This is a genomic window from Bacillus sp. Medicinal_06 (genome assembly GCF_056711665.1).
Window position 1 is genome coordinate 157,863 of sequence record NZ_JBWYHD010000008.1, and the last position, 13,344, is coordinate 171,206.

Here is a 13,344-nt window from a genome sequence, read left to right on the forward strand (position 1 = left end):
ATGGAGTTGAACAAATAATGAAAAGAGGAACATTCATTATGAATTGTATCATCGCATAAAAAAAGATAAGGCTTCATCGTTGTTTTGATCCCTTATCTCCCTTATAAGAGGAACTCAGCATCTGCTGAATTCCTCTTATTATATTACTCGATATATAAATGTAATTTCAGCCCTAGTTCAATTTGAACGTTGCACATTGGAACGACAAGCTGATTCTTACCGCTTTCCTCTTGGATACATTTGTTTGAGACAATTCTTTTTACATTTTCTACATGGTTAGTAACAGGAATTATGTCGCTCCTTTTCATATACACACTACAGATACATATCGCTAATACAATCAATCAATCAAACATATATACAACTTCCAATTTCGCATCATTCTCTTATCTTCACGGCCCTTTTCACTTCGTTAAATACGAATAAAATGCATCCGCATCTGTTTGAACCATAGGTAAAAAGACAAGTTCATTTCCCTTTTCAGGCTGTTCTTTTTTTATTTTCTCTTTCAACTGTTGGATATTTGAATTTGCACTATCTATACCAAGCTCCTCTGCAATTTGTATGACTTTCTGTTCATTTATTTCTCTTAGCACTTGGTAAATATCTTTACCATATAAATCAATATGCAGTTTTTTGGCTTCCTCCTGAATTTTCTTCTCATATACTTCTTGTGCCAAATCTTCTATATCTCTCCCTTTTTGAGAAACACCTAATTTTTCCGCTGCCTCTTTTACTTTCGTTCCATAAATCTCGGCCGCAATCTCATCTATTTCTTTTCCCTCCGTTGAAACCCCTAGTTTATCTGCTTCATCATTGATTTTAATTGTATTAATTTGCTTTATTAAATCCACAATAGATGCATGATCTATTTTTATTCCTAGATTCACTGCTTCTTGTTTTACTTTTGTTTCATAGATTTCTTCTGAAAGAGTCCCTACATCTTTTCCCTCAGTAGAAATCCCTAGCTGCTTCGCCTCTTGATCAACTTCTGTTTCATGAATTTCTTTTTCTAACGTAATTTGCTCTTTACCATCTGTTTCAATTCCTAGTTTTCTTGCTTTTTCCTCTGTCTGTGCCGCATGCATGTTCCCATCATTAAGTTGTTCTTTACTGCGCTGAGCAAAATCAATTTTTCCTTTTGACATCGTAGAAGAGGATGCCCCTCCCATTACACTTAAGCTCAACATTCCAATAACAAATAATGATGCTATCTTTTTCTTTTCCAAATTTCATCTCCCCTTTATGTTTCTTACTCTTTATTTTTTTTGACGCTTCCTCTTCCATTTTTTCCATATTATCGTGAAAAATATGCTCTATTCGGTTCCTATTAAAATCATCCATGAATATAACGATTTAGCTATTCTTAAATAAAATATAAAGTGATTACTTTTTCTTTCTTTTGTCCTTTTGATTCTGTATAGAATCTATTATGAAAAACATTTCTTAACTTTCCCTTAAAAAAAGACGACCTTGTAAAAACAAGATCGCCTCTAATTTCTTTATACTCTTTGATTTTTTGGTAAAGTTACTTCAAAACAAGAACCTTCATTCATTTTACTCTCTACTTTTATTCTCCCGTAATGTTTCTCTACAATCCAGTTAGCAATTGAAAGCCCTAATCCTGCACCTTCTGATTTCGTTCTTGCTTTATCTCCTTGATAAAAACGATCAAATAACTTTGGAATCTCTTCTTCTTTTATTCCAATTCCATTATCTTTCACCTGAATCATAATGGAATGATTTGTTTGCGTACATGATACTTGAATTGTTCCACCAACATCAGTATATTTCATTGCATTGTCTAATAAAATTACAACCATTTGATGAATTCGTTCTCTATCACCAATAAAAGATACTTGAGATTCTATTTCTAGTGTCATCTTTTTCTCTTGATACGCAGCAATTTCCGTATAAGGCTCTACTACTTCTGTTAATAATTCGTCTAATGCAAATTCCTTTTTATCCATTTCAATTTGATTCGAATCCGAACGAGCTAATAGTAATAAATTAGCAACAAGCTTTGATAACCTTCTACACTCCTTTGAAATTGTAGAAATATCCATTACCTTTTCCTCTATCGTGGCGGAAGGAGACTGAAACAATACATCTGTTTTAGATTGAATGACAGCTAGTGGCGTTCTTAACTCATGAGATGCATCGGAAACAAACTGTTGCTGCTTTTCCCAAGAATTTCGAATTGGTACAAGAGCTCTTCCAGCTAAGAAAAATCCCATTCCAATTGCACATAAACTTCCTACACTACACCCCACTATCAGAATTAGTGATAACGTATGCAACATATCTCTTTCTGCAGTTGTATCACGTACAAATTGAACCGTCATTTCTCCAAATTCAGTATTACGCTGAAAAGCCAATGCTCGGAAACTCTTCCCTTTTATTTCAATATCCTGAAATCCCTCCAATTTTTCCGGAAAAAAAGCTAAAGTATTTTCTTCAAAAGTAGGATCAACAAATTTAGGATTCTTATCTATTAGGGCTACTTTTTTTCCATGCCATAACAGTACAGTAATCCTTGGATCTCCAATACGAATATCCTTTACTGATCCTTTTGGGTTAGACTTAGAATGTTTCTTTTCTTTTGCTTTAAACATTTCTAGTGAAGTATCTACTCCACTATAGATACGATTATATGTATAACCATAGATAATACTCCCTAGAACTCCAATTAATATAATAAACACCAATGAATTTAATATTGTAAGGCGAATGCGTGTTTTTTGAAACATACTTCTCCTCTTCATAGCTCTTTTAACATATATCCAATCCCGCGAACGGTTTGAATATCTTTTTGATAACCAAATGGCTCTAATTTTTTTCGTAAATGATGAATATACACTTCAACAATTGCTACCGTTGTATCTGAATCAAAGCCCCAAATACGGTCAAAAATTTGTTCACGCATTAAAATCTTTCTACTATTTTGAACGAGATACTCTAAAAGTTCATATTGCTTTAATGTTAATTTAATCGCTTCCCCATTCACCTGAATATCCTTATCCTTTCCAAACAACTCGATCCCACGGTAAGTAATAGTTTGCTTTGTTGTTAAACTACCACTTCTTCTTAATAAAGCACGAATTCTTGCTTTTAACTCAGGGGCTTGAAATGGTTTTATTAAATAATCATCTCCCCCAAAATCTAAGCCTTTCACACGATCCTCCAAAGAATCTTTAGCAGTCAAAAATAAAACAGGAGTTTCAATCTTCTCATTCCGTATTCTTTGAATTACTTCAAATCCATCCATTTCTGGCATCATGACATCAAGAAGAATTGCATCATAAATATTTTGCAGTGCCAAAAATAAGCCGTCTTCTCCATTCATTGCTGTATCAACTTCAAACTCATCACATAAAATTTGTGTAATTGATTCTAATAAAGGTGCATTATCTTCTACAACTAATAAGCGCATACCACTTTCTCACCTTTCATCCAACATAAAAATCTTTTCTATTCACCTATATTCATTTTCATCATAACAAAAAAAGAGCCTTCGACATACTTGTCCGTCTTGTGTACAAACAATTCGACTTGCTTACTAAACCATACGTAATCATAGCCTTAATAAATTCCACACTTATTCCACTATCTAACGTTCTGCATATAGGATTTATTATGAAATTTATTTCTTAACTTCCCCTTAATAAAAAGCTTTAAAAACAGAAAAATTGTACCCTTACAACACTGTAATCCTTATGTTACCTAATTCGATAGTTACAATACTTGCTGCCCGCTATACTTACAGTAAGAAATGAGACAACAAACAAAGGAGAGATAAGAGATGAAAAAATGATTGAAGTTGTGGTAGCGGTGGTAGAGGTTTTCGTAAATGGGAAACAAGTTGCAATGGAGTTAAATCAATAATGAATCGCGGTAATGATTTTACAAATTATGTAAACTCATAAAAAGAGATAAGTTTTGATCTTTGTTTTGATCCCTTATCTCTTTTTATATTATTCTTTCACCACATATACATTTTGACTTGGTAATTCTAAACAGTTTAACTGACCACCATATACGGCTCCCCCATCGATTCCGATAATTCGATTTCTTCCAAAATACACATTACAATTCTCCTCGTCGCCATGGAGTGTGTTGGTTACTGTATGTCCAAAAACAACAGTTTTTTCACCATTATATCCATGATGAAACTCATTCCGTATCCACATTAACGTGTATGGTTCAGATTCAGCAACTGTTTTTGTTGGTTCTACACCTGCGTGAACAAATATGTAATCTTCTGTTTCGATATAATGATCTAGTTCTTGTATAAACTTTAAATGATTTTCTAATATACCAGACTTTAAAACTGTTTTTTCAAATACCTCTTTATTTACAGCAATATCGCTCTCTGAAAAACCATAGCTATATAACGTTTTATCCCCGCCATTTCTCTTCACCCAATGATTCCATGATCTTTCTTCGTTAGTCGTTAATGCTTTAATCATCATATCTTCATGATTCCCTTTTAAAACAAAAGCACCTTCGTCTTTTAATTGCATCACTTTTTCAAGTACAGCCTTTGCACTTGACCCACGATCCACATAATCCCCCATTAAAATTAACTGATCCTCTTTCGCATTGTATTTTGCCTCTACTAACAGCTTTTCAAACTTCTCTATCTCTCCATGAATATCACTTATCACAAGAATTCGCTTCATCTATTTCCCTTCTTTCTAGAGTGATTTACTCCATATTATAACTAGTTATATCTAAATTTTCAGATTACAATTCCGAAACCTTATTCATAAAATAAATCAGCGGGGTTTTCTTCATCCTCCACTGATTATTAGCCCTCAAATAGCTGGATAAATTTAGTGATGCCTTTTTTACAACGATACAAATGAAATAAAAATAATTTATAAAAATACTAAATTTCACAAAAAAACTTTTTTCCAAATTTTTTCTATAATAATATATATAATAGAATTTGATAAATTTACAAAAAGATTAAGAGGCGATATGGGATGAAAAGATATATTAAAATAAAAGGTATTGGTGTATATGTTCCAAAACGAAAAGTAGATTCTTTTGAAATAGATCGTATGTTAGGTGCTCCAGAAGGCTGGACATTAAAAAAAGCTGGGGTAAAAACACGATACTTTGTTGATGATGAAACCTCTTCTTATATGGGAGCTGAAGCTGCAAAAAAAGCTGTAGCAGATGCTAACCTAACATGGAAAGATATAGATTGTATCATCTGCGGAAGTGGCACAATCCAGCAGGCAATCCCTTCTACTGCATCACTTATTCAAGAACAACTTGGACTACAGCATTCTGGTATTCCATGTTTTGATATCAACTCAACATGTTTAAGTTTCGTAACAGCACTTGATACAATTTCTTACGCAATTGAATGCGGGAGATACAAAAACGTTGTTATCATTTCTTCTGAAATTTCTTCTGTAGGATTAAATTGGGGACAAAACGAAAGTAGCATTTTATTCGGTGATGGCGCAGCTGCTGTTGTGGTAACAAAAAGTGATCACACTTCTTCTATTATAGCTTCCCATATGGAAACATATAGCTCTGGTGCCCATCTATCAGAAATTCGTGGCGGTGGAACGATGATTCATCCTAGGGAATATAGCAAAGAACGAAAAGAAGACTTCTTGTTCGATATGAATGGCAGAGCTATTTTCAAATTGTCTTCTAAATATATGTTAGGTTTTATCGAAAAACTACTTATGCATACTGGTTATTCCCTAGATGATATTGATTTAATTGTTCCTCATCAAGCAAGTGGTCCAGCTATGAAACTGATTCGTAAAAAATTAGGGGTCGATGAGGATCGCTTTATGACTATTTTTGAAGACTACGGGAATATGATTTCTGCATCTATTCCAGTCGCTCTTTTCGAAGCAATGAAACAAAAGAAAGTGCAACGCGGAAATAAAGTATTATTACTGGGTACTTCTGCAGGACTTTCTATTGGAGGCATTCTTCTTGAGTACTAAGAAAAAGGTATTAATTACAGGGGCACGCGCACCAGCAGCATTACATTTATGTAGACTGCTCAAGAAAAGTGGCCATACCGTCATTATTGCAGATAGTACTCCTTATCCATTAAGCAAAGTTTCAACGAGCACTGATTATTTTTATGAAATTCCTTCTCCAAAATGGAACACAATTGAAAGTATCGATGCACTGCAATCAATTATCCAAAAACATGATGTCGATTTACTTATCCCTACTTGTGAAGAAGTATTTTATATATCTAGGTATAAAGAGAAATTAAGCCGATTTTGTCATGTATTAGTAGACGAATTTCACAAACTTTCATTACTTCATAATAAGTGGGAGTTTATTCAGTTCGTAACGAAATTAGGTTGGCGAGTTCCTGCAACATATAGAACAAACAACGAGCAATCCATACTGGCAATGATTCAGCGAACATCAACATCCACTCCTTTTGTACTAAAACCTATTTTCTCGCGTTTTTCTGATAAAGTAGCGTTTATTACAAAAGAAGATGTGGTAAAAGGAATTACGATAGATAAACAAAATTATATTATGCAAGAGTTTATAAAAGGAACACAGCATTGCTCCTACAGTATTGTAAAATCAGGGAAAGTGTTAGCACATTCTGTCTACAAAACAGAATTCACAGCAGGTTTAGGCGCTACCATTGCGTTTGAGCATATTAATCTCCCAAAAATTGACGAGTTTGTTGGGCATATCGTAAAGGAGCTCAATTTCTCTGGGCAAATTGCCTTTGATTTTATCCTTACAGAGGACGGAGATGTTATTCCGATTGAATGTAATCCACGTACTACAAGTGGGTTACATTTATTCGATGAGGAAATATTATCAGCTTTTTTTGATACAAAAGTGAACCATATGCTAATTCCTAAACCAAATTCTGAGTGTGCAATTCGATTAGCAATGCTTTTATATGGACCTCCTTACTTAAAAAATAAACAAACACGTAAGCGCTGGCTGAAAGTTCTATGTTCCTATCCAGATATCATTTATGGTCACTCTGATTGGAAACCATTTTTTTATCAGTTTTATAGCATGTATAAATTATGGCGTGAAAGTAATAAACATAAACGGACTATTTTGGAGCAAACAACATATGACATATCATGGGACGGTGAAAATTTATGAAAATGCTAGTAACTGGTGGAACTGGTTTTCTAGGACAAAAACTTGCTTTTCGATTAGCGAATATGGGCTATGAAGTAACAGCAACCGGGAGAAATAAAACAATCGGCAAATTATTAGAACAAAATGGAATTGAATTTGTACATTGTCCTCTTGAAGATAGACATCGTGTTCTACAAGTTTGTAAAGACAAAGATTATATCTTTCATAGTGGAGCCCTTTCTTCTCCTTGGGGCAAATATAAAGATTTTTACAATGCAAATGTGTTAGGAACAAAGCATATTATTGAAGGAAGTCAAAAGTCTGGTATAAAACGCCTTATCCATGTATCAACACCGAGTATTTATTTCTATTATGATGAACGGCAAGATGTAGTAGAAAACGCAAAGCTTCCTGATACATTTGTAAACCATTATGCAAAAACAAAATATATGGCCGAACAAGCTATTGATCAAGCGTTCAATCATGGTTTACCAGTTATCACGATACGCCCACGTGCTTTATTTGGTCCAGGAGATAACGCTATTCTTCCACGCCTTATTAAAGTATGTGAAAAAGGCGCCCTACCAAGAATCGGTACAGAAGATGTACTTGTCGATATTACATATGTCGAGAATGTTGTAGATTCCCTGCTTCTTTGTATGCATTCACCTAAACATACATTAGGCCAAAAATACAATATAACAAATGGGGAACGTGTAAATTTATATGAAGTCATTGAAAATGTAATGAAACGCCTTGGTAAGGAGGTCCAATATAAAAAGATTTCCTACAAAACCGCTTTTACAATTGCTGCGATACTAGAAAGCATTTCAAAAAACATTTTATTCGGAAAAGAACCTATTCTCACAAAATATACTGTTAGTGTACTTTCAAAAAGCCAGACTTTAAGTATTGATAAAGCTCAAAGAGAACTAGGCTATATCCCAAATATTAGCATAGAAGACGGAATCACAAAATTTGTGGAATGGTGGGAAACACAATGAAAATCAAATCTTTAAAGCTATACGATACAGGATATTGTACACATCCTGAAAAAATTGCATATTCCAAAGGCAGTTGGAAACAAATTTCCTTTCCAGCTACAGTAGGATTACTTCAACATCCAAGCTTAGGTTATATTTTGTTTGATACCGGTTATGCCCAGCACTTTATAGAAGCAACAAGAAAATTTCCTTACTCTGTATATGCTAAACTTACTCCTGTTCACTTTACAGAAGAGCAATCTATTAAACAGCAACTACTTCTTGATGGTATTCAACCAGAAGAGATCAAGTATATTATTCTTTCTCATTTTCATGGTGACCATACAGCGGGACTGCCCGACTTTCCAAAAGCAAAAATATTAACCTTTGCAAAAGCTTATGAAGATATTAAAAAGAGAAGTAAGTTTGGTGCCCTATTAAAAGGTTGCTTAAAAGATACATTACCAATTGATTTAGAACAACGGATGACATTTATTGATAAAACTCCATCACTTAGCTTACCTCCTACATATGGAAAGTTTGAAGAGGGATATGATGTATTTGGTGATGGTTCATTACTCGCTGTTGATTTAACGGGGCATGCAATTGGACAATTTGGTTTATTCGTCCATTTACATAGTGATAAAATTATCTTTCTTTGTGCAGATGCAGTGTGGCTCAGTAAAACGTATGAAAACCTTGTCTTTCCAAGTAAGATTGTCAGGCTTTTAACCGGAGATGCAAAATCTTATCGCCACAACATTGAAAAGTTACATCATTTATCGCAAATATCACCGGAAATTGAAATTCTTCCAACCCATTGCGAACGTACATGGAATCAAATTAAAGCAGGGGTGTACTATGAATAAATTCCAAATTCTCCAGCAATATTTGAAAACAAAATATCGCTTACGATTTTCAACTCGTGAGCAATTAGAACAATTTCATAAGCAAAAAATAACAAAGCACCTTTTGTTTGTTATAGATCAGTCACCTTTCTATCGTCAATTATATACACCTTTTTTAAAAGAAATTGAAAACGGGGACTTGGCTTCACTCCCCATCATTAATAAAGAAGTAATGATGGAGAACTTTGATACATTAAATACAGTTTCTATTTCAAAAAAAGAAGCCTTTCATGTAGCATTTGAAGCGGAAAAGACCCGAAATTTTTCTCCAACTATTCGTAATATAACTGTTGGGCTGTCATCAGGAACTAGTGGAAATCGCGGAGTTTTTCTCGTTTCTGAGGAAGAACAAACGATGTGGGCCGGTTCTATTATCGGTAAAGTCCTTCCTTCTAGCATTCTGCATAAACACACTATCGCTTTTTTCCTACGAGCGAACAGCAATTTATATGAAGCGACAAATAATAAGCGAATTTCGTTTCATTTTTTTGATTTACTAGATTCGTTTCATCAACATATCGCTCGACTAAATGAAGTAAATCCATCTATTTTAATTGCACCTCCTTCTATGTTGCGAAAAATCGCTCATTGGCAACAAGAAGAACTTATTATGATTTTTCCCAAAAAAATTATCTCTGTAGCAGAAGTACTTGAAGATATTGATAGGGAGTTTATCAGTACAATTTTCCAACAGACAGTACACCAAGTTTACCAATGCACAGAAGGCTTTCTTGCTACAACATGTAAACATGGTACATTACATATCAATGAAGATCTTGTTCATATTGAAAAAGAATACTTAGATCAAGAAAGAGGGATATTCGTTCCCATTATTACTGATTTCATGAGGAAGACACAGCCTATAATCCGCTACCGTCTCAATGACATATTAATTGAGAAAAAAACAGCGTGCGCCTGCGGTTCTCCCTTCTTAGCCTTAGAACGAATTGATGGTCGATGCGATGATATATTTATCGGGATAAGTGAATTGGATAAAAACGAAATATCTATTTTTCCTGATTTCATTCGAAGAGCAATTATGTTAGCATCTAATGAAATTCAAGAATTTAAAGTGATTCAGCACAGCACAGACAAAATTGAGATTAAACTTAAAGTACTACCGGAACATTTCAAATCATGTAAATCTAGCTTAATACAGGAGCTACATACACTATGGTCTACTAAAAAATGTGTTGTGCCACATTTTTTCTTTTCACATTATGATATTCAATTATACGATAAAAAATTAAAAAGAATAGAAAGCCTTATAAAGCATGGTGAGAGTGTATGACTACGTTACATGATATTCATTCCTTGCACAGCATCGACTGGACTACAAAACGAGATGGAACATATGTAAGAGACAGCTTCCTTCCGCTTTTACAAAATGGTATTACAGCATTTATTGAAAATGTTAACACACAGCTATTTCTATTAGAAATTGATGATCTTATATTGCCAGTTACTGTTAATAATGAGGAGTTTGAAAACTCCTATGTATGTTCCCCCTATACACATTACATATCCTATGCTCTAGAAGAGTTATGGGAATTAAAGAAACCGTGGTTAGAGAAGTTACTAACCTATCCGATTCATCTTATCGGAAGCTGGCTACGACGAACGAATATTAATAAAGTAATTGTAGTAAATAATTGGATGCTGTCAACAAATCTTTATCATTCTATAAATCAACAACAAATCGAACGGATTACGAATTTACTTGTTGAAAGATTTCCAGAGCATACGATTTTATTCCGTTCTTTAAATAGCGAATTATATCCTGAAATTACACAAGCATTATCTACAGTAGGTTACAATAAAATTATGTCTCGTTCCATATACTTATTTGATCCAAAACACTATAAGAAAATGAACCGAAAAGAACGAAAAGACTTATTAAATGATAAAAGATTATTAAAGAAAAGCAATTATGAAGTGATTACGAATGAACGATTAACAAAAGAAGATATTTTAGAGATTTCCGAGTTATACAATCAACTATACATTGAGAAATATTCCGATCATAATCCAATGTTTACACCAGCTTATTTATGGAATGCGCTTCAGCACCATTTATTGGAGATAAAAGTTATTAAAAAAGAGGGAACGATTGATGGTGTCATTGCTTATTTTATTAGAAATGGAGTTATGACCACTCCTATACTCGGCTATGATACAAACTCTGATCAGCAACAAGGCTTATATCGCATTCTTTCCCTTCTTATTACAATGGATTCTATTGAAAAAAATTTAATTTGTCATTGTAGTGCTGGAGCTGGAGAGTTCAAACGAAATCGTGGTGCAAAACAACAGATTGAATACAGCTATATATATCATGCTCATTTGCCACCTAATCAACAAAAAGTATGGAAAGTATTAAGTTGGATATTAAATACATGTATAGAACCGATGGCAAAAAAACATCAATTTTAAACATAAAAAAGAGATAAGATTTCCGCTTATCTCTTTTTTCATAACCTATATTATTCTGTAGCTTGTTCGATAGTTTCATTTGCTCCTGCTACCCTTAACATATTGGCCATTTCTTTAAACCCTCGCTTCTCCGCATGCTCTAGTGGAGTAACACCTTCTCGATCGGCCATATTTACATCTGCCCCATGATCAATAAGCAACTGAACAATTTGTTTATGATTTTCACTGCCATTACCAAGAACAATTGCTTCTAGTAATGCTGTCCAACCAAGGTCATTTCTATAATTCACATCAATATCAGTACGATCCACTAGCTCTTTTACAACTTCCACATGTCCTCTTTCAGCTGCCGGAATGAGTGCTGTTCCACCGCGATGATTTATTTCTCTAATATTCGTTCCTGCATCGATTGTTAGCTTCACAATATCAACATAACCCTCTTTGCTCGCATAAAGGAATGGATTTTCTTTATTTTTATCTTGTAATTCAATATCTGCACCTGCGTCAATCAATGCTTTTACTGTCTCAACGTGATTATGATACGTTGCTGCCATTACAGGTGTTTCTCCTTTATCCCCTGATACATTTATATTTGCTCCATCTTTTATTAATTTCATAGCTGTTTCTGTATCACCTAGTGTCGCAGAAAGTAATAATTGCTTATCCATTAAATTCATACTTTTTTTCTCTTTGTTCTCTTCTTCCTCTTTATGTGTCTTCTCTTGTTTGTTTTCATTTTTCACTTGAACCGGCTTAGATTCAATCTCTTCTTGCTTCTCACAAGCCACTATCATAATGAAAAGCCCTACTAACACAAATAATAAAAACTTTTGTTTCCTCACAACTTACAGCTCCTATGAAAGATAATGTTTTTTTAACCATCCCTTCATCACATGTAACAACTCTTCTTCAATACATTTATCCATAAGCCCCTTATATTCCTTCATTAATCGAATCATTGTATGCTTATGTTCATAATTTCTTAAAATATGGTTCATGTTCGGAATGATATGCCATTCTGCTTCGCCATTCACATATGAAGCAATCAGTTTAGCATGCTCAGGCGGCACTTGTATATCCCTATCTCCCGTAATTGCTAAAACAGGACATGATACTTGCTCTAAATATGTAACTACATTATATTGTAACTGTTCTCTTAACCATTTTGCATTCACTTTTGTCCCTTTTATCCATATAACAGCTTGTGTTGAATCTTGGATTTTTTGCGTAAGTACTTCATTCTGCTTTTTCATACGCTGTGGAATCTTCAACATTTTAGATAACCAACCAATGAATCCTGATTTATTTTCTAACTCGTTGACAACTTTATCTATTTGTCTTTCCAAGAGTAATTTAGATGGTTCTGCTGCACCAGCAAGTAATACTAATCCCGCAACTGATTCTCTCACGTAGACAGCTGGTGCAAGTAAAGCTCCTTCACTATGCCCAGCAATAATAACACGTTTTGGGTCTATTTGTGGGTGATCCTTTAAAAACCTAATCCATAAAACCGCATCATCAATAAAGTCTGTCACCCCTGATTTATAATAATTCCCCTTACTTTTATGCGTACCACGTTTATCATAGCGAAGTACTGCAAAACCTAAAGAGGTAAAATAATCCGCTAATTCTTTATATAAGTTTAACTGTAAACAACTTGTATTTCCATCCCGATTTCCTTTTCCAGTACCACCAATTATTACAATAGCTGGATACGATTCAGAATAATATGTAGGGAGTGTTAAAGTTCCTTGAAGTGTATACGCACATTCCATCGTCACAAACAGTTCTTTCCCCATGCTTATTCTCCCCTCACTGTTTTTCAGGAATAATATATAGTTCAAATCGGTCTTCTTTCCTATCCTATGCCTATATTATCAAAAATGAGAACAAGTATATAATGTAAACAG

The 13,344-nt window shown here is 34.0% G+C and carries 11 protein-coding genes and 1 pseudogene; 6 read left to right on the forward strand and 6 right to left on the reverse strand.

The genetic code is table 11. The annotated features are described in order from the left end of the window. Positions 1–404: 404 nt before the first annotated feature. The 4 genes from AC1M36_RS20130 to AC1M36_RS20145 form a co-directional block, all read right to left on the reverse strand. Positions 405–1,190 carry a transporter gene (locus AC1M36_RS20130; RefSeq protein WP_336453032.1) on the reverse strand — a complete coding sequence of 262 codons (786 nt, stop codon included), beginning with the start codon at positions 1,188–1,190 and terminating at the stop codon, positions 405–407. A 312-nt stretch (positions 1,191–1,502) separates the two neighbouring features. Further along, positions 1,503–2,765 carry a sensor histidine kinase gene (locus AC1M36_RS20135; RefSeq protein ID WP_336452910.1) on the reverse strand — a complete coding sequence of 421 codons (1,263 nt, stop codon included), beginning with the start codon at positions 2,763–2,765 and terminating at the stop codon, positions 1,503–1,505. Continuing rightward, on the reverse strand, positions 2,762–3,433 hold the full coding sequence (locus tag AC1M36_RS20140; protein WP_336452909.1) for a response regulator transcription factor: 672 nt from the start codon (positions 3,431–3,433) through the stop codon (positions 2,762–2,764). The genes AC1M36_RS20135 and AC1M36_RS20140 overlap by 4 nt, the downstream gene beginning before the upstream one ends. Before the next feature lie 541 nt (positions 3,434–3,974). Then, a complete protein-coding gene (locus tag AC1M36_RS20145; protein ID WP_336452908.1) occupies positions 3,975–4,682 on the reverse strand; it encodes a metallophosphoesterase family protein in 708 nt (235 codons plus the stop codon). A 306-nt stretch (positions 4,683–4,988) separates the two neighbouring features. On the opposite strand from AC1M36_RS20145, the gene AC1M36_RS20150 reads away from it, so the two are divergent. The 6 genes from AC1M36_RS20150 to AC1M36_RS20175 are packed head-to-tail and all read left to right on the forward strand — an operon-like array spanning position 4,989 to position 11,434. Further along, positions 4,989–5,978 carry a beta-ketoacyl-ACP synthase III gene (locus tag AC1M36_RS20150; RefSeq protein ID WP_336452907.1) on the forward strand — a complete coding sequence of 330 codons (990 nt, stop codon included), beginning with the start codon at positions 4,989–4,991 and terminating at the stop codon, positions 5,976–5,978. Continuing rightward, positions 5,968–7,131, forward strand: a complete 1,164-nt coding sequence (locus tag AC1M36_RS20155) for an ATP-grasp domain-containing protein (protein ID WP_431613288.1) — start codon at positions 5,968–5,970, stop codon at positions 7,129–7,131. The genes AC1M36_RS20150 and AC1M36_RS20155 overlap by 11 nt, the downstream gene beginning before the upstream one ends. Further along, entirely contained in the window at positions 7,128–8,114 is a 987-nt protein-coding gene (locus tag AC1M36_RS20160; protein ID WP_336452905.1) for an NAD-dependent epimerase/dehydratase family protein, read from the forward strand. The genes AC1M36_RS20155 and AC1M36_RS20160 overlap by 4 nt, the downstream gene beginning before the upstream one ends. Then, positions 8,111–8,962: an MBL fold metallo-hydrolase gene (locus AC1M36_RS20165; RefSeq protein WP_336452904.1), complete on the forward strand. Its 852-nt coding sequence runs from the start codon at positions 8,111–8,113 to the stop codon at positions 8,960–8,962. Before AC1M36_RS20160 ends, AC1M36_RS20165 begins: the two co-directional genes overlap by 4 nt. Further along, a complete protein-coding gene (locus tag AC1M36_RS20170; RefSeq protein ID WP_336452903.1) occupies positions 8,955–10,292 on the forward strand; it encodes a F390 synthetase-related protein in 1,338 nt (445 codons plus the stop codon). The genes AC1M36_RS20165 and AC1M36_RS20170 overlap by 8 nt, the downstream gene beginning before the upstream one ends. Continuing rightward, on the forward strand, positions 10,289–11,434 hold the full coding sequence (locus tag AC1M36_RS20175) for a hypothetical protein (RefSeq protein ID WP_479846130.1): 1,146 nt from the start codon (positions 10,289–10,291) through the stop codon (positions 11,432–11,434). Before AC1M36_RS20170 ends, AC1M36_RS20175 begins: the two co-directional genes overlap by 4 nt. Before the next feature lie 50 nt (positions 11,435–11,484). On the opposite strand, the pseudogene AC1M36_RS20180 reads toward AC1M36_RS20175, so the two are convergent. Next, a pseudogene (locus tag AC1M36_RS20180) lies at positions 11,485–12,316 on the reverse strand (ankyrin repeat domain-containing protein). Next, the gene (locus AC1M36_RS20185) at positions 12,289–13,233 is read right to left on the reverse strand and encodes an alpha/beta hydrolase family protein (RefSeq protein WP_336452901.1); all 945 of its coding nucleotides are present in this window, start codon (positions 13,231–13,233) and stop codon (positions 12,289–12,291) included. Before AC1M36_RS20185 ends, AC1M36_RS20180 begins: the two are co-directional and overlap by 28 nt. Between the last annotated feature and the right edge of the window lie 111 nt (positions 13,234–13,344).